At 75.0% G+C, this 19,175-nt stretch carries 21 protein-coding genes; 7 read left to right on the top strand and 14 right to left on the bottom strand.

The window, feature by feature from the left end; all coding sequences use genetic code 11:
- Window positions 1-4 precede the first annotated feature (4 nt).
- Window positions 5-718, bottom strand: a complete 714-nt coding sequence (locus LRS07_RS02275; protein WP_260502014.1) for a MipA/OmpV family protein — start codon at window positions 716-718, stop codon at window positions 5-7.
- Window positions 719-934: 216 nt separating this feature from the next.
- Window positions 935-1,363, bottom strand: a complete 429-nt coding sequence (locus tag LRS07_RS02270) for a DoxX family protein (RefSeq protein WP_260500412.1) — start codon at window positions 1,361-1,363, stop codon at window positions 935-937.
- A 135-nt stretch (window positions 1,364-1,498) separates the two neighbouring features.
- On the opposite strand from LRS07_RS02270, the gene LRS07_RS02265 reads away from it, so the two are divergent.
- On the top strand, window positions 1,499-2,419 hold the full coding sequence (locus LRS07_RS02265) for a DMT family transporter (RefSeq protein ID WP_260500411.1): 921 nt from the start codon (window positions 1,499-1,501) through the stop codon (window positions 2,417-2,419).
- Window positions 2,420-2,434: 15 nt separating this feature from the next.
- Here LRS07_RS02265 and LRS07_RS02260 read toward each other — a convergent pair whose 3' ends face one another.
- The gene (locus LRS07_RS02260; RefSeq protein WP_260500410.1) at window positions 2,435-2,638 is read right to left on the bottom strand and encodes a hypothetical protein; all 204 of its coding nucleotides are present in this window, start codon (window positions 2,636-2,638) and stop codon (window positions 2,435-2,437) included.
- Between the two features lie 209 nt (window positions 2,639-2,847).
- Between LRS07_RS02260 and LRS07_RS02255 the strand changes: the two genes are divergently transcribed.
- A complete protein-coding gene (locus tag LRS07_RS02255) occupies window positions 2,848-3,435 on the top strand; it encodes an ATP-dependent Clp protease proteolytic subunit (RefSeq protein WP_260500409.1) in 588 nt (195 codons plus the stop codon).
- Here the strand turns inward: LRS07_RS02255 and LRS07_RS02250 are convergent.
- Both LRS07_RS02250 and LRS07_RS02245 read right to left on the bottom strand, forming a co-directional pair.
- Window positions 3,384-4,043 carry an NADPH-dependent FMN reductase gene (locus tag LRS07_RS02250; RefSeq protein ID WP_260500408.1) on the bottom strand — a complete coding sequence of 220 codons (660 nt, stop codon included), beginning with the start codon at window positions 4,041-4,043 and terminating at the stop codon, window positions 3,384-3,386. The two genes, LRS07_RS02255 and LRS07_RS02250, sit on opposite strands and share 52 nt — an antisense overlap.
- A gap of 5 nt (window positions 4,044-4,048) precedes the next feature.
- On the bottom strand, window positions 4,049-5,212 hold the full coding sequence (locus LRS07_RS02245) for a PhnD/SsuA/transferrin family substrate-binding protein (protein ID WP_260500407.1): 1,164 nt from the start codon (window positions 5,210-5,212) through the stop codon (window positions 4,049-4,051).
- 231 nt (window positions 5,213-5,443) lie between these two features.
- Here LRS07_RS02245 and sorT point away from each other — a divergent pair, with 231 nt between their 5' ends.
- The gene (gene sorT, locus LRS07_RS02240; RefSeq protein WP_260500406.1) at window positions 5,444-6,661 is read left to right on the top strand and encodes a SorT family sulfite dehydrogenase catalytic subunit; all 1,218 of its coding nucleotides are present in this window, start codon (window positions 5,444-5,446) and stop codon (window positions 6,659-6,661) included.
- Window positions 6,658-6,996 (top strand): SorU family sulfite dehydrogenase c-type cytochrome subunit, encoded by a 339-nt coding sequence (sorU, locus tag LRS07_RS02235; protein WP_260500405.1) that lies wholly within the window; start codon window positions 6,658-6,660, stop codon window positions 6,994-6,996. Before sorT ends, sorU begins: the two co-directional genes overlap by 4 nt.
- Here the strand turns inward: sorU and LRS07_RS02230 are convergent.
- From LRS07_RS02230 to LRS07_RS02210, 5 genes are all read right to left on the bottom strand, one after another.
- Window positions 6,932-7,570, bottom strand: coding sequence for a DUF2894 domain-containing protein (locus tag LRS07_RS02230; RefSeq protein ID WP_260500404.1), 639 nt, complete (start codon window positions 7,568-7,570; stop codon window positions 6,932-6,934). The two genes, sorU and LRS07_RS02230, sit on opposite strands and share 65 nt — an antisense overlap.
- On the bottom strand, window positions 7,560-8,237 hold the full coding sequence (locus LRS07_RS02225) for an OmpA family protein (RefSeq protein WP_260500403.1): 678 nt from the start codon (window positions 8,235-8,237) through the stop codon (window positions 7,560-7,562). The genes LRS07_RS02230 and LRS07_RS02225 overlap by 11 nt, the downstream gene beginning before the upstream one ends.
- Before the next feature lie 4 nt (window positions 8,238-8,241).
- Entirely contained in the window at window positions 8,242-10,029 is a 1,788-nt protein-coding gene (locus LRS07_RS02220; protein ID WP_260500402.1) for a coiled-coil domain-containing protein, read from the bottom strand.
- Window positions 10,026-10,655, bottom strand: a complete 630-nt coding sequence (locus LRS07_RS02215) for a DUF3348 family protein (RefSeq protein ID WP_260500401.1) — start codon at window positions 10,653-10,655, stop codon at window positions 10,026-10,028. The genes LRS07_RS02220 and LRS07_RS02215 overlap by 4 nt, the downstream gene beginning before the upstream one ends.
- Before the next feature lie 160 nt (window positions 10,656-10,815).
- The gene (locus LRS07_RS02210; protein ID WP_260500400.1) at window positions 10,816-11,181 is read right to left on the bottom strand and encodes a hypothetical protein; all 366 of its coding nucleotides are present in this window, start codon (window positions 11,179-11,181) and stop codon (window positions 10,816-10,818) included.
- A gap of 216 nt (window positions 11,182-11,397) precedes the next feature.
- On the opposite strand from LRS07_RS02210, the gene LRS07_RS02205 reads away from it, so the two are divergent.
- From LRS07_RS02205 to LRS07_RS02195, 3 genes are all read left to right on the top strand, one after another.
- The gene (locus LRS07_RS02205) at window positions 11,398-12,078 is read left to right on the top strand and encodes an alpha/beta hydrolase (RefSeq protein WP_260500399.1); all 681 of its coding nucleotides are present in this window, start codon (window positions 11,398-11,400) and stop codon (window positions 12,076-12,078) included.
- A 109-nt stretch (window positions 12,079-12,187) separates the two neighbouring features.
- The gene (locus tag LRS07_RS02200) at window positions 12,188-13,705 is read left to right on the top strand and encodes a protein adenylyltransferase SelO (protein ID WP_260500398.1); all 1,518 of its coding nucleotides are present in this window, start codon (window positions 12,188-12,190) and stop codon (window positions 13,703-13,705) included.
- Window positions 13,706-13,881: 176 nt separating this feature from the next.
- Entirely contained in the window at window positions 13,882-14,778 is an 897-nt protein-coding gene (locus LRS07_RS02195) for a hypothetical protein (RefSeq protein ID WP_260500397.1), read from the top strand.
- Between the two features lie 18 nt (window positions 14,779-14,796).
- Here the strand turns inward: LRS07_RS02195 and LRS07_RS02190 are convergent, their stop codons facing one another.
- The 4 genes from LRS07_RS02190 to LRS07_RS02175 form a co-directional block, all read right to left on the bottom strand.
- A complete protein-coding gene (locus LRS07_RS02190; protein WP_260500396.1) occupies window positions 14,797-15,087 on the bottom strand; it encodes a DUF3253 domain-containing protein in 291 nt (96 codons plus the stop codon).
- Window positions 15,084-16,319, bottom strand: a complete 1,236-nt coding sequence (locus tag LRS07_RS02185) for a YbfB/YjiJ family MFS transporter (protein ID WP_260500395.1) — start codon at window positions 16,317-16,319, stop codon at window positions 15,084-15,086. Before LRS07_RS02185 ends, LRS07_RS02190 begins: the two co-directional genes overlap by 4 nt.
- Before the next feature lie 65 nt (window positions 16,320-16,384).
- Entirely contained in the window at window positions 16,385-17,824 is a 1,440-nt protein-coding gene (locus LRS07_RS02180; protein ID WP_260500394.1) for a glutamine synthetase family protein, read from the bottom strand.
- Window positions 17,821-19,158, bottom strand: a complete 1,338-nt coding sequence (locus LRS07_RS02175; protein ID WP_260500393.1) for an aromatic ring-hydroxylating dioxygenase subunit alpha — start codon at window positions 19,156-19,158, stop codon at window positions 17,821-17,823. The genes LRS07_RS02180 and LRS07_RS02175 overlap by 4 nt, the downstream gene beginning before the upstream one ends.
- Window positions 19,159-19,175: the final 17 nt, after the last annotated feature.

The following is a 19,175-nucleotide window of genomic DNA, read 5'->3' as shown; positions in this document are numbered from 1 at the left end:
CGGCTCAGCGCGCGGGCACCGTCTCCGCGCTGCGCCACGGCGTCCACACCAGACCGAGGCCGACGGTCCAGTTCAGCCCCTCCTTCGCCAGCGGACTGCCCTCGTTGGCGGCGCCATGCAGCGACAGCGCCCGCGCGGTGACGAACCACGACAGCGCCTGGCTTTCGCGGCGGCCCAGGGTCAGCTTCACCTCGGTGCCGAAGTAGCCGGCCCGCGCGTCCCAGGCCGGGCGCCGGCCCGTCGCCTGCGACGGGGCCACCTCGTAGAAGTAGCGGTGCAGGGCCTCGCTGGCCCAGGTCGGCTGCACCCCGAAGCTGAGGCGGCCGGGGCCGCCGGGCAGAGGTGCTGTCCAGTGCCAGCGGACCTCCGGTTCCAGCACGTGGCCGCGGCCGTGCCAGTCCCGCCCGTCGGTGGACAGCAGGGCCCGCGCCTTCAGGTGCAGCGTCGGCCGGCCGGGCGCCTCGCGCCAGCCATGCCAGACCAGCTGCGGCCCGAGGCCGACCAACCAGTCGAGCGGCGGCATGCCCTCCCGCGCCGGGTTGTCGCGCGAGCGGAAGGCGCCGCTGGCGGACAGGTCGAGCGTCCAGTCCGGCTGCGCCACCAGCCGGCTGCGCACGCCCTCGCCGTCGACCCGCCACACCGGCCCCCGGTACAGCAGCACCGGCAGCACGAGTCCGCGGACGCGGCTGCGGTCCGCGCCGGGGTAGTCCGGCAGCAGGCCGGCGCCCGCGACGAGGCCGGCCTCCCAGCGCGGCAGGCCGGCGGCCCGATCGTCCGCTTCGCCGGGCGGCAGGGGGGGTCTGGGCGGCGGCCAGCAGCGGCGCGGCCAGCGCCCAGCCGGCGGCTCGGCACAGGGAGGGACGGCGGAGGTCGAGGGCGCGGGGCACGGCGGCGCAGGGCAGTTGCCGCGCCCGCCGCAGCGGCCGGCCGCCGGTCAGCCGCGCCGGGCGTCCAGGCTGAAGCGCCCGGGGCCGATGAGCGCCACCACCACCGCGGCGAGCAGGAACAGCGCCTGCAGTTCGAGCTCATAGCCGCCGGTGCGGGCGTTGACGCTGAACAGCTGGGACGCGTGCACCAGGGCCACCGCGAAGAGCATGTTGACCACCACCACCCAGGCTGCCAGCCGGGTCCACAGGCCGACGATCAGCATCAGCGGCGCCACCACCTCGCCGACGTAGACGCCGTAGGCGAGCAGTTCCGGCAGCCCGGCCTTGGCCACCAGGGTGCCGACGTAGCCGGGGCCAGCGGCCACCTTGGCCACGCCGTGGAAGAGCACCAGCACCCCGAGGCCGAGGCGCAGCAGCAGCGCGGCGAGGTCGAACTGGCGGGGCAGGGCGGGGCTGACGGTGGGAGAAGAAGGCATGCAAGGGCTCCTTGGCTCGGAGGCGGTCTGCCGACCGCCGTCCCGGGGGCGACAGTGTCCCAGAAGGGCGGGCGGCCGGCACGCCGGCACACGCTGCGTTACGGTGGCCCGCCATCTGCCACCGTCTGCTCCGCCATGCGTTCCCAGGCCGCCTCCGGCATCGCCCTCATCCTGCTCGCCGTGCTCGCGTTCGCCCTGCTCGACAGCGCGGTCAAGGTGCTGAGCGCCGGCGTGCCGCTGCTGCTGGTGGTGTGGACGCGCTACGCCGCGCAGGCCGTGCTGGTGGGCGGATGGCTGCGCTTCCACCCGGTCGCCCGCCGGCGTCCGCCGGTGCGCCATCCGCGCTTCCAGGTGCTGCGCGGCACGCTGCTGCTCACCACCAGCGTGCTGGCCTTCCTCGGCCTGCGCGAACTGCCGGTGGCCGAGTTCACCGCCATCGCCATGCTGGCGCCGGTGTTCGTCACGCTGGCCTCGCCCTGGCTGTTGAAGGAGCCGGTGGGCGCCCTGCGCTGGGCGCTGGTGACGCTGGCCTTCACCGGCGGCCTGCTGGTGGTGCGGCCGGGCAGCGCGGTGTTCACCCCGGCCGCGCTGCTGCCGCTGGCGCTGGCCGTCTGCGGGGCGATGTTCCAGCTGCTCACCCGCCACATGGCGGCCCTGGAGGACCCGCTGCGCACGCATGGCACCACCGGCGCGGTGGGCCTGGTGTGGCTGACCGTGGCACTGGCGGCCTGGCCCGGCGCGTGGTGGCCGACGCTGCTGCAGATCGCCCCCTGGCAGTGGGCGCTCATGGCCACCGCCGGGCTGCTCGGCACCTTCGGCCACCTGGCCTTCATCGTCGGCACGCGCCGGGCGCCGCTGCCGGTGCTGATGCCCTTCACCTACGCGCAGCTGGTCTTCGCCGGCCTGCTCGGGCTGTGGGTGTTCGGCCAGCGGCCGGACGGCTGGGCGCTGGCCGGCATGGCCCTCATCGCCGCCAGCGGCGCGGTGGCCGCCTGGGTCAACGTGCGCGGCGGCCGGGGGTCGCCGGTGGCGGCCGACGCTGCGGTGGGCGATTGAGGCGGACGCCCCGCCTCAACCGAGGGTGAGCGTCGGCGGCTGGGTGAGGTCGGCGTCGACGCCCATCAGCACGCTGGCCAGCTCCAGCGCCCGCCACAGGTGCGGCGGCATCTTCAGGATGGCGTCCGGCGTGCGGGCCTGCGCCACCCAGCCGCGGATCTCGGCGTGTTGGGCGTGGGTGAGGAGGCTCCGGTCCAGCATTTCGTTCAAGGTTTGCATGTCGGGGCCTTTCGTCGTCGTCGAAGGGTGAGGGGCCGGCCGCACGCCGCCGGCCTCGAGATTCAAGCACGTCCGGTGCCCGCGCCGGACCCCGCGCCCCCGGGCCCTGCTGGCGGGGGCCGGGAACGCCACCCCTCCCACCGCGGGCACTGGTCGAGGCGCGTGCTCTAGCATCGCCCTTCCCACTCCCGCCATCGAGCCGAATCGCCATGGAAACGCCCGCGACTTCCCACCACCCGATCGACCCGCGCAGTTCCTTCCTCGAAGAGAAGACCTTCAAGTCGCGCACGGTGCTGTTGTTCGGCGCCATCCACGACAGCGTGGCGCAGGACATCGTGCGCCGGCTGATCGCGCTGGCCGCCGACTCCAGCGACCCGATCGACATGCTGGTGTCCTCGCCCGGCGGCCACCTGGAATCCGGCGACAGCATCCACGACGTGGTGCGCTACATCGCCGCGCCGGTGAACATGATTGGCACCGGCTGGGTCGGCAGCGCGGCCACGCATGTCTACCTGTCGGTGCCGAAGGAACGGCGCTTCTGCCTGCCCAACACCCGCTTCCTCATCCACCAGCCCAGCGGCGGCGCCGGCGGCCAGGCCACCGACATCGCCATCCAGGCCCAGGAGATCGTCAAGGCGCGCGAACGCATCGCCCGCACCATCGCCCGCGAGACCGGCCAGCCGCTGGAGCGCGTGCTGACCGACATCGAGCGCGACCGCTGGCTGTCGGCCGAGGAGGCGGTGGCCTATGGCCTGTGCGGCCGGGTGATCGAGCGCCAGACCGACCTGCGCGGCTGAGGCCGCGACGCGCGGCCCTCAGTAGGGCGGCGCCCGCCGCGCGCGCTGCGCGCGTGCCGCTTCGGTCCACCACGCCAGGTCGTCGGCGAAGCGGGGAAGGCGCGTTCCAGCGCCTTGCCGCCGTCGCCCGAGGGCCGGCCGTCGGCGTCCAGCGACTGGCCGATCTGGCCCACCGACAACGTGCTCGACACCACCACCATGCCCATCTCCGACAGGATGCCGTGCCAGACGGTGGCCGAACGCACGCCGCCGAGCCGGCCGGCCGAATAGCTGGCGATGGCCGCCGGCCGCCAGAACCACTCCTCCAGGAAGTGGTCGGTCAGGTTCTTCAGTCCCGGTTGCGGACCCCAGTTGTACTCGCCGGTGACGAAGACGAAGGCATCGGCCGCGCGGACCTTCTGCGCCAGCGCCTCCAGCGCCTGCGGGGCCTGGCCGGGCGGGTGCTCCTTGTACATGCGGTCCAGCATGGGCAGGTTCAGCGCCTTGGCGTCGACCAGCTCCGGCGCCGCGCCGCGGGCCGCGAAGCCGGCCACCAGGTAGTCGGCCAGGCGGATGCCCTGGCGGTCCGACCGGTACGACCCGTAGAAGACGAGGATCTTGTCGGCCATGGCGCTCAATCGCCCTGCGACACCGGCAGCCCGGCCGCCTCCCAGGCCGGCAGACCGCCGCGGAACCAGTAGACCTGCTTGAAGCCCTGGGCCAGCGCGTGCTTGCTGGCCTTGTACGACTTCCAGCACTCGGCGCCGTTGCAGGCGAAGATGGTCGGCTTGTCCTTGTCGAGGTTGAGCTTGGCCAGCGCGGTGAAGTCGTCCTGCGCCGGGTCGAAGGCGGTGTCCTTCAGGCTCTTCTCGACATAGGGCGCGAACACCGCCTTGGGCACCCGCTTGGTCAGGAACTCCTTCGAGGTCCGGGTGTCGACGAACATTGCGCCGCCGGCCATCAGGTCCTTCACCTCGGCCGGTGTCACCACCTTGGCGCCGGGCAGCGACACCGGGGTGAAGATGCCGAGCTGGGCGATGGCCTTGTAGTCGGCCAGGTCCGGCCGCTGGCTCGCCGGCTTGAGCGCGTTGAAGGCCACGGGCTGCGCGAACCAGCGGGCCAGCTTGGCCTTCTGGTCGGCCGGCAGCGAGCTGCGCACCACCACCGAGAAGCCGCCCGGCACCGCCATGGAGGTGGCCAGCGAGCGGGCCTGGTTGGCGTTGTCCTTGGCCCAGGCTTCCCAGTCGGACTGGCGGACCACGGTGGCGTCGGTGGCGCCCACCGACAGCGCGGCCAGGCCGGCCTGCGGGTAGCGCGCGTACTCCACCTTGCGCAGGTCCTTCAGCGACAGGCCCTGCGCGTTGAGCATGCCGCGCGCGAGGTAGCTGTAGATCGACTCCTGCTGCGGCAGGTAGAGGCGCCCGCCCTTGAGCGCGGCCACCGACGCCAGACCCTGGCGGGCGACCAGCACGTACTGCTCGCTGCCCTCGGTGGCGCCGACCAGCTCGTAGCCATGGCCCAGCGCCGACGCCGCCACCTGCGGCGGCGCGATGAACACGTCGTAGCCGCCGGAGCGGGTGGCGCGCATCGCGTCGGCCAGGTCCTCGGTGGTGGTGACCGTCAGCGGCTGGCCGACGGCCTTGCCCAGGCTGCTTTCCATCGCCGCGCGCGGCAGGCCCTGCGCTTCCTTGCGCGCGGTGGGCTCGGCCGCGACGAGGGCACTCAGCTCGGCCTGCGCGGGCAGCGCCAGGCCGATGCACAACGCGGCACACAGGCGGTGCAGGGCGGGTCGGGGCATGCGGTTCTCCGTCAAATACAGCAGGCCCGGATTGTCTCGTGGGGCCACCGGCGCGGCGCGGTGATACGTGCACTGCATCACGAGGAAGGGCGGCCAATGCGTAAAGCTTGGTAACCAGCGGCTGCGACGGCCTCGTGAAGGCCGGCGGGCGGGAGTGCCGGTGCAATACTGCCGCGCCTTTTTTGGGACCCGGCGTCCGCCCGAGGTCCCCGCTCAGAGGGAGAACATTCCATGTCGACTCAAGCCCATCCCCTGTCGCGCCGGCGTGCGCTGCTCGCCGGCGGTGCCGCCGGCGTCGCCGCGGTGGCCGGCCCGGTGCTCGCGCAGACCGCACCGGCGGCCGCGGCCGCACCGGCCGGCGCGCGCCCGCTGCCGCCCTACGCCGCCTGGAAGGACGCCAACGCGCTCATCGTCCACAGCAGCAGCGTCATCGAGACCAAGCGCAGCGCCTTCGGCACCGGCGTCATCACGCCGGCCGAGCAGCTGTACGTGCGCAACAACCTGCCCGCGCCCGACGCGTCCATCCTCAACGACCGCGACGCCTGGCTGCTCAGCGTCGAAGGCGTGGCCCAGCCGCGGCAGTTGAGCCTGGCGCAGCTCAAGGGGCTGGGGCTGGAGACCGTGGCCACCGTGCTGCAGTGCTCGGGCAACGGCCGCGGCTACTTCCCCAGCAAGCCCAGCGGCACGCCGTGGCAGGTGGGCGCGGCCGGCTGCGTGGTGTGGAGCGGCGTGCCGGTGCGCACCGTGGTGGAGGCGCTGGGCGGCGTGAACGGAGGCCTGCGCTTCATGACCGGCACCGGCGGCGAGGCCCTGCCCGCCGGCGTCGACCCGAAGACGGTGATCGTCGAGCGGTCGGTGCCGGCCAAGGCGATGGAGGACGCGCTGCTGGCCTGGGAGATGAACGGCGCGCCGCTGTCGCTGGCGCACGGCGGCCCGCTGCGGCTCGTCGTGCCGGGCTACACCGGCGTCAACAACATCAAGTACATCAAGCGGCTGGCCTTCACCGCCCAGGAGACCGACGCCCGCATCATGTCGCACGGCTACCGCCTGACGCCGCCCGGCACGCAGGCCAACCCGGCGCAGGAGTCGGTGTGGGAGATGGGCGTCAAGTCGTGGATCAACGGGCCGCTGCCCGAGCAGCGGCTCGGCGCCGGCATGGCGCAGATCCATGGCGTGGCCTTCGGCGGCACCAACGCCGTGCGCAAGGTCGAGGTGTCGATCGACGGCGGCCAGAGCTGGCGCGAAGCCCGCCTCGTCGGCCCCGACCTCGGCCGCTACGCCTGGCGCCAGTTCGTGCTGCAGGCCCACCTGCCGGCCGGCCGCTACGTGCTCGCGAGCCGCGCCACCGACTCGGCCGGCCGCGTGCAGCCGCGCGAGCGGGTGGAGAACCTGGGCGGCTACAACAACGCCAGCTGGGTCGACCACGCGGTCACGCTGACCGTGGCATGAGGGGCGCCGGGACCGCAGCAGCCCTGACGCTGACCCTCGCCGCGCTGGTCGGCCAGCCGGCCGCCGCGCAGGCCAACGCCCGGCTGGCCACGGGCCGCCAGCTCTTCAACGGCGGCGTGCAGCCGTCGTGCGCGCTGTGCCACACGCTGAAGGAGGCCGGCGCCGAGGGCCAGGTCGGTCCGTCGCTCGACGAACTGCGGCCCGATGCCGGCCGCGTGGCCACCGCGCTGCGCAACGGGCTGGGCAGCATGCCGTCCTTCCGGGCGCTGCTCAGCGACGCCCAGATCGAGGCGCTGTCGTTGTACGTGGCACGGGCGAGCGGCGGCGCGAAGTAGCCGGGTCCGCCGGCCTGTCCAGCACCACGTCGGGACCGGCGGCCGACCCGTCGCCCACGGCCTGCTCCAGCCACAGCAGCGCGTCGGCGTGGGCCATGAAGCGCTCGACGTAGGCCGGCGACAGCTCGCGCAGCCGGGCCAGCGCCCGGTGCACCAGGCGGTGCGAATGCAGCGGGCCGGCCTGCGCCGGCAGCGCCGCGGCGGACTGCAGCAGCCGACGCTCCGCGTCGAGCCGCGCCCATTGCCGTCGGAAGTGGCCCAGCGCCTTCAACTCGGCCGGCGGCGCACCGACGGTCGGCGCCGGAGCCCGGTCCGCCATGCCGGCGTCGGCGAGCCGCTGCACCAGCGCGGCCAGCGGGGACGGCGGGGACGGCGGCCGCGCGCCGGCCGCCGGCGCCCCGTCGCCGGCCCCGCTGGGCACCGGGTCCGGCGCGGCGCACCACCGTGCCTGCCGCGCCTGCACCGCGGCCAACGCCGCGCCCCCGAGCGCCTCCGCCCGGCGGGCCATGGCCAGCGCCACGTCCTGCCGCAGCCGGCGCTGCGACCGGCCGCCGGGGATCGGGTCATCCGCCACCGGGACGTCCCTGTGCGCCGGCGACGCGGCGCGGGGTGGGCGCCATCTCGACGCGCCGGTTGCGCGCCCGGCCGTCGGCGTCGGCGTTGGACGCCACCGGCTGCTCCGCGCCGAAGGCCGCGGCGAACACCGACGACGGCGGCAGCCCCTCGTCGACCAGCGCCCGGGTGACGGTGAGCGCGCGCTGGGCCGAGAGCTCCCAGTTGTCGGCGAAGCGCGGCCCCGTGCCGCGCCCGGCGCCGGCCGCGGCACGGACCTGCCGGTCGTCGGTGAAGCCGCTGACCATCAGCACCTCGTCACGCCCCTTCAGGTAGGCGGCCAGCGGGCCGGCCAGGCTCTTCAGCAGCTGCCGGCCCTCGGGCTGCAGCTCGGCCGAATTGAAGGGGAAGAGCACGCTGCCGCGGATGCCGATGCGGCCGTCGACCAGCGTCACCCGGCCGGCGGCCAGCGGGCCCGCCAGCGCCTGCTCCAGCGCCTGCCGGCGCTGCACCTCGGCCTCGCGCTGGCGCACCTCGGCCTGCAGCCGGTCGGTGAGGTCGAGCTGCAGCACCATCACCGAGACCAGGATCAGCACGAAGGCGCCGACCAGCCCGGCCATCAGGTCGCCGAAGGCGGCCCACACCGGCAGCGTCGGCGCCGGCCCCGCGTCGAGCTCGTCGTCCGCCATGGCGTCAGGCCGCCTGCGCGGCCGCCGGTGCGGCCTGGCGGCCCGCCAGCCGCTGCAGGTCCTGCACGATCTGCTGCTGCGAGGCCAGGCTCAGGTCGATGACTTCGCGCGCCTGCGCCACGTAGTAGGCCAGCTGCTCGTCGCTGCGCGCCAGCGACGCCGACAGCGCCGCCTCCACCCGCTGCAGCTGGTCGGCCATGCGGTCGTTGGTCTCCGCGAAGCGCTGCACCGCGCCACCGAAGGCCTCGCCCAGGCTGGCCACCTCCACCGCGCTGCCGGTGAGCTGCGCGGCCACCTGGCTCATCGCATGAGCCTGCGCGTCGACCTGCTCGTCCAGCCGCCGGCCGCTGCGCTCCAGCAGCGCGGCCGACGACGCGACCAGCGCCTCGATCGCCGCCCGCTGCTCGGCGGCGGCGGCGCTCACGCCCTCGACCAGGCCGTCGACCGTGCCGAGGATGCGGCTGCGTTCGTCGAGCAGGGCGTTGTCGCGCTGCAGGCCGTCGGCCAGGCGCTGGCGCAGCTCGGCCATCACCTCGGCGGCGGCGCGCGGCGCCTGCTCGGCGGCCTGCAGCAGCCGCTGCACCTCGGCCAGCGTCTGCCGGCCCTGCGCTTCGACGCTGTAGGCGAGGTCGCGCGCGGTGTCGGCGAAGCCCTCGGCCAGCGCCCGCTGGCGCGCCAGCCCGTCGTCCCCCGCGCGGCGCCATTGGGCGTCGAGCTGCGAGGCCATGTCGGCGAGGGCCGCCTGCCAGGCGGCCAGGCGGATGGCCTCCGACTCGGCGAGGCTGGCCTGCAGCGCGCGCCCGTGGTCGGCCAGCGCGGCGGACACGCCCTCGAGCTGGCGCCGGCCCTGCTCGGCCAGCGTCGCGTTGAGGCCGGCGGTCTCGCGCGCCAGGCCGGCCAGGGTGGCCTGCACCATCGGCTGCACCGCCTCGCCCGCGGCGCGCGCGGCGTCGCGCAGGCCGGTCTGCAGCGAGCGGTCCACCGACGCCGCCAGCGCGCCGTACGCCGCCTCCGCCTGGCGGTGGAAGCGCGCCTGCTCGTCGGTGAGCTGGCGCTGCAGCGCCTCGCCCTGGCGTTCCACCGAGGCCACCAGCGCGCCCAGCCGCTCGACCAGCGTGGGCAGCGCGTCGGCCTGGCGCTGCAACAGCCGCAGGCCGTCCTCGCGCCGCTGCACGTCGGAGAAGGCACGCAAGGCGCTGGCCGCGATGCGGGCGTCCAGCCGACGCGACAGCATCGCCCGGTCGCGCCGGACGAGCGCCGACATCAGCCCGAGCATGGCGGAGGCGGCCACCCCGGCCACCGAGCTGCCGAAGGCCAGCCCCAGGCCGCGCACCGGCGCGGCCAGCGACTCGCGCAGCGCCTGCACGTCCGCGGCGGCGTCGAGCGCGGCGCCGGTGCCTTTCAACGTGGCCACCATGCCGAGGAAGGTGCCCAGCATGCCGAGCAGCACCAGCAGCCCGGTCAGCGTGGGCGCCAGCGCCGGCCCGGGCAGGGCCGCGCGCTCGCCTTCGACGCGCAGGCGCACCGCCGGCTGCAGCGCCACCGGCACCCGGTCCAGCCACGGCGCCAGCGCGGGCAGGTCGGACGGCACCGTGTCGAGCGCGCGGGCCAGCCCGTCGGTGTCGCGCTGGAAGCGCCACAGCTCGACCGCGCCGGCGAGGTAGACGGCGGTGATGACGGCGGTCACCGCCAGCGCCAGCGGATGGCCGCCGGCGTGCACGGCGGCGGTCCAGCCGAGCACGGCCAGGCCGGCGGCGAAGGCGAAGTGGCGCAGCAGGGCGGTTCGGGTCATCGGGCGGGGGGTGGGGCAGGTTGGCGCCAGGCGGCCACCAGGCCGTGCAGCGGCTCCAGCCGCAGGTCCAGTTCGGCCACCAGCACGGCGACCCGGTCGTCGCGCCCCAGCGGCCGCGGCAGCAGGCCGGTCACGCGCTGCAGCAGGTTGCGCTCGCGCTCGGCCAGCGCCCGGGCCATCAGCTCGTCCAGCCGGGCCAGCTCGGCCAGCGCCGGCGAGGTGGCCGCCAGCCGCCGGCGCAGCCGTTCGCGCACCGGCTCGATGGCGCCGGCCATCGCCTGCTGCAGGCTGCGGTGGCGCAGCGCGAGGTCGTCGGCCGGCTGGCCCTCGTCGTCGGCGACCGCGGCCTCGATGTCGGCCTTCAGCCGCTGCCGCAGCCGCCGCAGATCGGCGTCGGCGCGCTCGGCCTCGGCCGTGGTCGCGGAGGCACCGGCAGCGCTCGGCGCCGGCGCCTCGTCCAGCGCCGCCGACAGGGCGACGGCGTCGGTCCAGTGCAGCCAGCGGCCGAGCCGTTCGACGACCCCGGCGTCCGCGGCCGGCACCTCGGACGGGCCGCCGAGGCGGGTGATCAAGCGAACGAAGGGCGGGCCGGTGAAACGCGTCTGCAGAGGAACCCCTGACACCATCGCCAGCTGGAAGGACCGGGTGGCCGAAGGGCGCGCAGTCTACCGTCTGCGGCGTGCCGGTCCGGGCGACCCGCCGCGGTGGGGATCGCCCATGCGGACAGGCCGCCCGAAGGCGGCCTGTCCGTCGTGGTGCGGGCGCTCCCGCGCCCGTCACCGGGGGTCAGCGACCGGCGAAGCGGGTGCTGGACACGCCACGCTGCGCGGGATGGGTGAACTGGTGGGACGCATTGCGCTCCACCGGCAGCACCTCGCCGCGGGCCAGGGCCTGGCGCACCTCGTCGCGCACCGCGGCGCGGCTCACCGGCAGGGCGGCGGCGGTGGCCTGCGGATTCCACAGCGCCGATTCGTTCAGGTTCGGGTTGCTCAGCTGCTCGCGGCTGAGCTGGGCCTGGACCTCGGCACGCGAGGCGGCCGAGGTGACGCCGGCCGCCGGCCGCCAGTCGTCGTAGTCGGCCCCGGCACGCTGGGCGAAGGCGCCGGAGGCGGCAATGCCGAGCACGGCGGCGACGATGAGGGACTTGCGCATGATGTTCACTCCTTGGGTGGGCGACTCGGACCGCTTCGGCATTCCGGAGAAGCGTGTCGTTCGTCGATGGGGTGAACTGTACGGACGGGCGCCATCCGGATAAACCAGCAACCGGACAAGTGACCGTTGCGGCGGCTGCAACGGTGCCGGACTTCAGGGACCCGGTTCCTCCGCTTGCGTCAGCGGTGCGTCCAGCGCCCCGCGTATGCTGTCCGGATGACGACCGACACCTCCCTTCTCGAGGCGCTGGAGGCCCAGACCGGTGACGCGCCGGTGGCCTGCATCGTGGTGCTGCACGGCCTGGGCGCCGACGGCCACGACTTCGTGCCCATCGCCCGCGAGCTCGACCTGTCCGCCATCGGCCCGGTGCGCTACGTCTTCCCGCACGCGCCGGTGATGCCGGTGACGATCAACGGCGGGCAGCCGATGCGCGCCTGGTACGACATCGTGCACAGCGACCTCGCCCGCCGCGAGGACGAGGCCGGCCTGCGCCGCTCGGTGGCGCAGGTGCAGGCGCTGCTCGACCGCGAGGCGGCCCGCGGCATCCCGCCGGCGCGCACGGTGCTGATGGGCTTCTCGCAGGGCTGCGCGATGACGCTGCTCGCCGGCCTGCGCGCGCCGCAGCGGCTGGCCGGCCTGGCCGGCCTGTCCGGCTACCTGCCGCTGGCGGCGACCACCGAAGCCGAGCGCCCCGCGACGAACCGGGACGTGCCGGTGTTCCTCGCCCACGGCCTGCAGGACCCGGTGGTGCCTCATGCCCGCGGCGCCGCCGCCCGCGACGCGCTGCAGGCACTGGGCCACCCGGTGGAATGGCATGAGTACCCCATGGGCCACAGCGTGTGCGCCGAGGAGGTCGAGGACCTGAACCGGTGGCTGCTGAAGGTGCTGCAGGCCTGAAGCGCACCCTCCGGGTCACGGGAGTCGCCCCGGCCGGAGCCCGCAGCCGGCGCAGGGGCTCGATGGCGTGGCCGGCGCGGCCGTGCGTGCCTGCCCTCAGACTGGCGCCATGGCCGTCCAGACCCTGACCCCGTTCCGCTTCGACAACAGCTACGCCCGCGCGCTGCAGCCCGGCTTCTACGCCCCCGCCCGGCCGGCCACGGTGCCGGCGCCGCGGCTGCTGTTCCTCAACCGCGAGCTCGCCGACGAGCTGGGCGTGGACGCCGAGGCGCTGGGCGGCGAGGCCGGCGCCGCCGTCTTCGCCGGCAACGCGCTGCCCGAAGGGGCCGAGCCCATCGCGCAGGCCTACGCCGGCCACCAGTTCGGCGGCTTCTCGCCGCAGCTGGGCGACGGCCGCGCGCTGCTGCTGGGCGAGGTGATCGACACCCACGGCCGGCGCCGCGACATCGCGCTGAAGGGCTCCGGCCGCACCGCGTTCTCGCGCGGCGGCGACGGCAAGGCGGCCGTCGGCCCGATGCTGCGCGAGGTGCTGATCGGCGAGGCCATGCACGCGCTCGGCATCCCCACCACCCGCGCGCTGGCGGTGGCCGCCACCGGCGAGCCGGTGCGCCGGGAGGCGCTGCTGCCCGGCGCGGTGCTCACCCGCGTGGCCGCCAGCCACCTGCGGGTGGGCACCTTCCAGTTCTTCGCTGCCCGCGGGCAGATCGACCAGCTGCGGCAGCTGGCCGACTACGCGATCGCCCGCCACGACCCCGACCTGGTCGGCACGCCGGACCGGTTCCTCGGGCTGCTGCGGCGGGTGGCGCAGCGGCAGGCGGCGCTGGTCGCGCAATGGCTCAACGTCGGCTTCATCCACGGCGTGATGAACACCGACAACATGACGGTCTCCGGCGAGACCATCGACTACGGCCCCTGCGCCTTCATCGAGGCCTACGACCCCGAGGCGGTGTTCAGCTCCATCGACCACGGCGGCCGCTACGCCTACGGCAACCAGCCGCTGATCGCGCGCTGGAACATCGCCCGCCTGGCCGAGGCGCTGCTGCCGCTGATCGCGGCCAGCGAGGACGAGGCCGACGTCGCCCGCGCCGTCGAGCAGGCCACCGAGGTGATCGACGCCTTTCCCGCCTGGCATGCGGCGGCGCTGCTGCGCGGCCAGCGGGCCAAGCTGGGGCTGCCGGTGGACGCCCGTCCCGACGAGGACGAAGCCGACGCCGCCCTCGTGGCCGACTGGCTGGCACTGCTGCAGGCGCAAAAGGTGGACTTCACGCTGGCCTGGCGGCGCCTGGCCGATGCCGCCGAAGGTCAGGACGTCTGGCTGCAGCCGCTGTTCGCCGACCCGGCGGCGCTCGACGCGTGGCTGGCGCGCTGGCATGCCCGCACCGGTGCTCATGGCGGCACCGGCGCCGACCGCGCCGCCCGCATGCGCCAGGTGAACCCCGCCGTCATCCCGCGCAACCACCAGGTCGAGGCCGCGCTGGCGGCCGCCACCGACGACGACCTCGCGCCCTTCGAGCGCCTGCTGGCCGCGCTGAAGCGGCCCTTCGACGGCACGGCGGACCAGGCCGACTACATGGCGCCCGCGCCAGCCGACGTGACGGCGGGCTACCAGACCTTCTGCGGCACCTGACCAGCCGGCCTGTCAGCGCCGCCCTGCACGTCGACGAGCACGGCGGCCCCGGGTCTGGGCCCGGCCGTTGCCACCTCTCATGGACAGACCGTGCAGCCGGTCGTCCGGATCGTCCGGCGGCCCCGGCGCACGCCATGAGGAGCGAGCAGACATGACGAAGCGAGACAGCGAACGCGGTGCGCCGCACGACAAGGAACAGCACGGCACCGCCAAAGGGCGCGGTCGCCGGCACGGTGGCCGGCGGCGTGGCCGGCGGGGCCATCACCGGGGCCCTGGCCGGCGGCGTGACCGGCCCGGTCGGCGCCGCCATCGGCGCGGCCGCCGGCGCCGTGATCGGCGCGCTGGCCGGCAAGGCCAGCGACGACAAGGTGGATGGCGACGCCACCCTGGCGAGCGGCACGCATGCGCGCAACCGCCCGATCGACGACCCGACCAACGACCACGACACCGAGAAGGGCGCGCTGATCGGCGGTGCCGTTGGCGGCGTGGCCAGCGGTGCGGCCACCGGCGCCATGGCCGGCGGCGTGACCGGCCCGGTGGGCGCGGTCATCGGCGCCGCCGCGGGGGCGGGCATCGGCGCCATCGCCGGTGCCCGTGCGGACAAGGAAGACGACGCGCGCGGCGCCGCTGGCGGTGCCGTGGCCGGCACCGCGGCCGGCGGCATCGCCGGCGGCGCCCTCGCCGGCGGCCTGGCGGGTGGGGTCACCGGCCCGGTGGGCGCGGCCATCGGCGCGGCGGCGGGGGCCGGTGTCGGCGCCCTGCGCGGGGCCGGCAAGCACGTCGACGACGACCACTGGCGCCAGCACTACAGCAGCCGCCCCTATGTGCAGCACGGCGCCAGCTACGACGACTACGGCCCGGCCTACCGCCACGGCGCCGAGGCGCACGACCGCTACCCCGGCCGGACCTTCGACGAGGTCGAGTCGGACCTCGGCCGCAACTGGTCCACCACCCGCGGCAGCTCCACCCTGGAGTGGGAGCACGCCCGCCACGCCTCGCGCGACGGCTGGCAGCGCATGAAGGACCGCGTCGAGCGCGCCCTGCCCGGCGACGCCGACGGCGACGGCCGCTGACGGCCGGTCCCGCCCGCGTCAGTCTTCCTGAGGCGGGCGCGGCCGGCCCAGCCGGACCGGCCCGCCGCGGCCGGTGGCGTCGTCCACCGGCACGCCGCGGCGGGTGACCTGCAGCCTGCCGTCCTGCACCAGCCGCTGCGCGACCTGGCGCACGAGCGGCATCAGCGGTTGCCAGCCCTGGCCGTCCGGCGCCAGCGCTCGCGCCACCTCCGAGGGGCAGACCGTGGCGTCGTCGGCGCGCCGCGACAGCAGGTCGAGGATCGCGGCCTCGACCGCGCGCGCGTCGGGCTCGCGGTGCGGCAGCGTCATCGCCGCATCGGGTGGCGGCGCGCCGTCATCGCATAGAGCGCGGCGCCCAGCAGCAACAGCGCGCACGCGATCCACAACGAGGTGGCGAAGCCCCCGGCCGCGCTGGCGCTGCGCGACACCAGCCCCGCCGCCAGCGGCGGCCCGACGATCTGGCCCAGGCCATAGGCCGCGGTGAGCAGGCCCATGAACGGCGTGGCCTGCAGCGGCCGCACCCGGCGCACCTCCTGCATGGCGAAGAAGGTGATGGCGGTGAACGGCAGGCCCAGCAGCAGGCTGCCCAGCGCGAAACCGGCCAGCGTCGGACTGACCAGGCTGGCCGCCACGCCCGCGCCCTGCAGCACGTAGCAGGCGGCCAGGCGCAGCCGCAGATCGCCGCCCGCCCGCAGGCGCGACGCGGCCAGCGCGCCCAGCATCACGCCGGTGCCGAACAGCGGCCAGAACAGGTCCAGCCAGTGCGAGGGCGGCAGCGCCTGCCGCGCGATCACCGGCAGGAAGGTGGCGGTGATGATGTAGCCGATACCGGCCAGGCCGTAGGCGACGGTGAGCAGCGCCATCTCGCCGCCGCCGGCGGGCGCCGGCGTGGCCGCCTGGCCCGCCGCACCGGCCACGGCCGTGGCGGAGGCCGGCACGCCGCGCCGCGCATCGAAGACCCGCCACACCGCGGCGGTCAACAGCGCGGCCAGTACCCCGAAGGTCGACCAGCCCCAGGCCGCCGGCGCCTGCCACTGCACCAGCGCCATCGCGGCCAGCCCGCTGAGCACGATGCCGGCACCCGGCCCGACGTAGATCAACGCGCCCATCGCCGGCACGCCGCGGCGGGCGAGCTGCTCCAGGCAGAAGCCCGACGTGTAGACGAACACCACCGCGCTGGCGACGCCGGCGGCGAAGCGCAGCCATGGCCACGCGGCCGGCCAGTGCAGCGCCATGCCCAGCGTCAGCAGCACGGTGGCCACCAGCCCCGCCCGCACCAGCGCCGGCCCGTTGACGGCGGCGGTCCAGCCGAACCGGCGCCAGACCCACGGCTGGAAGGTGCAGGCCAGCGCCCCCACCAGGTAGCCCAGGTAGTTGGCGCTCGCCAGCAGGCTGGCGCCGGGCAGGTCCACCGAGCGCTCGGCCAGCATCATCGGCAGCAGCGGCGTGAAGGCGAAGCGGCCGATGCCCATCGCCACGCCGAGGGCGACGAGGCCGCCGAGGGCCAGGGCGGCCGGGTTGTCGGGTCGGGGAGTCGCCATGCGCGGGCGATTCTCGTCGCAGGGCCGACGGCCCGGCGGCGACCCGGCGATGCGGCCGCCGCGGGTCAGAACAGGTCGAAGTACTCCCGCTGCTCCCACTCGCTCACTTCGAGGTTGAAGCGATCGGTCTCGGCCTGTTTCAGCCGGCAGTAGTAGTCGACGAAGCCGGGGCCCAGTCGCTCGCACAGCCACGCGTCCTCGCGCAGGCAGTCCAGCGCCTCGGGCAGCGAACGCGGCAGCGGCTCCGCCGGCGTCTCGTACGGCGCGTCGGCCGACGGACCGGGGTCGAGCCGACGCTGCAGGCCGTCGAGGCCCGACAGCACCTGCGACGCGAGGTAGAGGTAGGGGTTGGCCGCCGGCTCGCCGACGCGGTTCTCGATGCGGCTGCCGGGGTCGTCCGCCCCGCCGATCACCCGCAGCATCGCGCCGCGGTTGTCGTGCGCCCAGGCCGCCCGGTCGGGTGCCAGCGACATCGGCCGGTAGCGCCGGTAGCCGTTGATGGTGGGACACGCCAGGACCGCGGCGCCCCGCGCATGCTGCTTGAGGCCGGCGAGGTAATGCAGGCCGGTCTCGCTCAACGGCCGGCCGGCGTCCTGCGGCATGAAGGCGTTGCGTCCGTCGCCGCGGCGGCGCAACGACTGGTGCAGGTGCCAGCCGCTGGACATGACCTGCGGCATGCGCGGACGGCACATGAAGGTGGCATGCAGGCCGGCGCGCTGGCACACCTGCTTGATGGCGCTTCGCAGCAGCACCATGGTGTCGGCCGGCTCCGTGCCCACGGTCGGCCCGAAGGTCAGCTCGAACTGGCTGGGGCCAAACTCCACCTCCAGCGTTCGCAGCGGCAGCCCCAGCGCCAGGAGCTGCGACCGCAGCAGCTCCATCACCGAGTCGACCCGGTCGTAGCGCAGCTCCGTCAGGTACTGGAAGCCCTGCGACAGCAGGCTCACCCGGGGCGGTTCGCCCGGCTGGCCGGCATCCGCCAGGCCGAGCTTCGGGTCGTCCAGCTTGAAGACGTGGAACTCGACCTCCAGCCCGGCGACGAAGTCGAAGCCCAGTCCGGCCAGTGCGGTCAGCGCGTGTTGCAGGATGGGCCGCGTCGCGAAGGGGCACACCTGGCCGTCCGCCAGGTAGGCGTCGCACAGCAGCCAGCCGGTGCGCGGCGCCCAGGGCAGGCGGCGGAAGGTCGACGGGTCCGGCACGATGGTGAAGTCCGCGCCGCCCTGCAGCGCGCCGAGGCCGAAGCCGCCGCCGCGGGTGAAGACCGGGAACACCGTCTTGTGCGAGGTGTCCTTGCCCAGCAGGGTGGAGGTCAACCGCACGCCGTTGCGCAGCGCGCTGCGGGCCTCGTCGGCGACCAGCGTCTTGCCGCGCAGCAGGCCGTGCTGGTCCGGCCAGGCGAAGCGCACCACGTCCAGCTCGCCCGACTCGATCACCTGCAGCACCGCCTGCGCCTGCCGGGCCTGGTCGTCGGACCACAGGCCGTGGCGGTCGACGAAGGCGGTCATGCGCCGGCCCCGCCGTCCAGCCGTGCACGCGCCCAGTCGCTGCCGACGCGGCGCTCGCGGTCGGCCTGCTGCCAGTAGCGCTCCGGCTCCACCTGCGGCCCGGCGATGCCGTCGATCGACGGCGGGCCGCTGAAGTGCGCCGCCTGCGCGGCGTCGGGTCGCATCGGCAGCGGCGCGTCGCCCCGCGCCTGCTCGATCGCCTTCACCAGCAGCCGGCGGTAGGCCACGATGCCGATGTCGGTGCTGCCCAGGTGCTCGCGCGTGCGGTCCTGGATGGCACCCTGCGACTCCACCGCCCACTGGTCGTGCACGTTGATGTCGTCGCCCATGCCGGTGTAGGTCTGGCGGTGCTGTTGCACGGCGTCGTAGCCGTAGTCGTTGCGCTTGTTCAGACGCGACGTGTAGTGCGGCAGCTCGTAGAGCTTGAGCCGCTGCGCCCGCATCTGCGCCTTGTCCACCGGACCGGTGAAGCTGGTGAAGATGGCCACCCAGTAGCAGTGCGTGTCGTCCACCGGCACATGCCACTGCGAGATCGTCATCTCCGCGCTCATCGGGATGACGAAGGCCTGCGGGAACACCACGTTGGTCACCCGCACGTGCGTGCTGCCGTCGGGCAGGTCGCGCAGCGCGGTCAGCCGCAGGCCATGGTCCACCGGCGCCACCTGGATGCGCGGCCGCACGAACTCGCGCAGCACCTGCGTGATCGGCATCTGCGAATCGGCCGACGCGCCGCGGAACTGCTTGCCGTAGCTCTGCGACGTGTCCTCGTCCTCGAAGAAGCGGTGCAGGAAGGACGCGTGCGCCGGGTCGATGCCCACCTCCAGCGCCTGCAGCCAGTTGCACTCGAACAGGCCCTTGAAGGCGAAGGTGTGGCTGTCGGGCGCGACGAAGCAGTCGAAGTCGGGGAAGGCCGGCGGTGCGCCGGGCCCGACGTAGGCGAAGACCACCCCTGCGCGCTGCACCACCGGGTAGGCGGCCTGGCGGATGGCGCGGTGCATGCGGCTGCCCTCGGGCTCGGCGGGGGTCTGCAGGCAGCGGCCCTCGACGTCGAACAGCCAGCCGTGGAAGGTGCAGCGCAGGCCGCCGTCCTCCAGCCGGCCGAAGGCCAGGTCGGCGCCGCGGTGCGGGCAGTCGCGGTCGAGCAGGCCCAGGCGGCCCTGGGCGTCGCGGAACAGCACGAAGTGCTGGCCCATCAGCTGCACCGGCTTCACCGGCCGCGGCCCGTCGAGCTCCTCGGCCAGCGCGATCGGCTGCCAGTAGCGGCGCAGCAGCGCGCCGGCCGGCGTGCCGGGGCCGACGCGGGTCATCAGGTGGTTCTGTTCAGCGGTGGTCATGGGTGAACGGGTGTCGG

The sequence above is a fragment of the Aquabacterium sp. J223 genome (assembly GCF_024666615.1).
Classification (GTDB): domain Bacteria; phylum Pseudomonadota; class Gammaproteobacteria; order Burkholderiales; family Burkholderiaceae_C; genus J223.
The sequence above is the reverse complement of the archived record's forward strand: the minus strand, read 5'-3'. Positions and strand labels throughout refer to the sequence as shown.

Bases quoted from the DNA above. Each gene is read 5' to 3' on its own strand.
- LRS07_RS02250 (WP_260500408.1), bottom strand. From the start codon at position 4,043: ATGGCCGACAAGATCCTCGTCTTCTACGGGTCGTACCGGTCGGACCGC.
- LRS07_RS02260 (WP_260500410.1), bottom strand. From the start codon at position 2,638: ATGCAAACCTTGAACGAAATGCTGGACCGGAGCCTCCTCACCCACGCC.
- LRS07_RS02270 (WP_260500412.1), bottom strand. From the start codon at position 1,363: ATGCCTTCTTCTCCCACCGTCAGCCCCGCCCTGCCCCGCCAGTTCGAC.
- LRS07_RS02185 (WP_260500395.1), bottom strand. From the start codon at position 16,319: ATGGCGACTCCCCGACCCGACAACCCGGCCGCCCTGGCCCTCGGCGGC.
- sorU (WP_260500405.1), top strand. From the start codon at position 6,658: ATGAGGGGCGCCGGGACCGCAGCAGCCCTGACGCTGACCCTCGCCGCG.
- LRS07_RS02220 (WP_260500402.1), bottom strand. From the start codon at position 10,029: ATGACCCGAACCGCCCTGCTGCGCCACTTCGCCTTCGCCGCCGGCCTG.
- sorT (WP_260500406.1), top strand. From the start codon at position 5,444: ATGTCGACTCAAGCCCATCCCCTGTCGCGCCGGCGTGCGCTGCTCGCC.
- LRS07_RS02215 (WP_260500401.1), bottom strand. From the start codon at position 10,655: ATGGTGTCAGGGGTTCCTCTGCAGACGCGTTTCACCGGCCCGCCCTTC.
- LRS07_RS02190 (WP_260500396.1), bottom strand. From the start codon at position 15,087: ATGACGCTGCCGCACCGCGAGCCCGACGCGCGCGCGGTCGAGGCCGCG.
- LRS07_RS02245 (WP_260500407.1), bottom strand. From the start codon at position 5,212: ATGCCCCGACCCGCCCTGCACCGCCTGTGTGCCGCGTTGTGCATCGGC.
- LRS07_RS02210 (WP_260500400.1), bottom strand. From the start codon at position 11,181: ATGCGCAAGTCCCTCATCGTCGCCGCCGTGCTCGGCATTGCCGCCTCC.
- LRS07_RS02205 (WP_260500399.1), top strand. From the start codon at position 11,398: ATGACGACCGACACCTCCCTTCTCGAGGCGCTGGAGGCCCAGACCGGT.
- LRS07_RS02175 (WP_260500393.1), bottom strand. From the start codon at position 19,158: ATGACCACCGCTGAACAGAACCACCTGATGACCCGCGTCGGCCCCGGC.
- LRS07_RS02200 (WP_260500398.1), top strand. From the start codon at position 12,188: ATGGCCGTCCAGACCCTGACCCCGTTCCGCTTCGACAACAGCTACGCC.
- LRS07_RS02225 (WP_260500403.1), bottom strand. From the start codon at position 8,237: ATGGCGGACGACGAGCTCGACGCGGGGCCGGCGCCGACGCTGCCGGTG.
- LRS07_RS02255 (WP_260500409.1), top strand. From the start codon at position 2,848: ATGGAAACGCCCGCGACTTCCCACCACCCGATCGACCCGCGCAGTTCC.
- LRS07_RS02265 (WP_260500411.1), top strand. From the start codon at position 1,499: ATGCGTTCCCAGGCCGCCTCCGGCATCGCCCTCATCCTGCTCGCCGTG.
- LRS07_RS02180 (WP_260500394.1), bottom strand. From the start codon at position 17,824: ATGACCGCCTTCGTCGACCGCCACGGCCTGTGGTCCGACGACCAGGCC.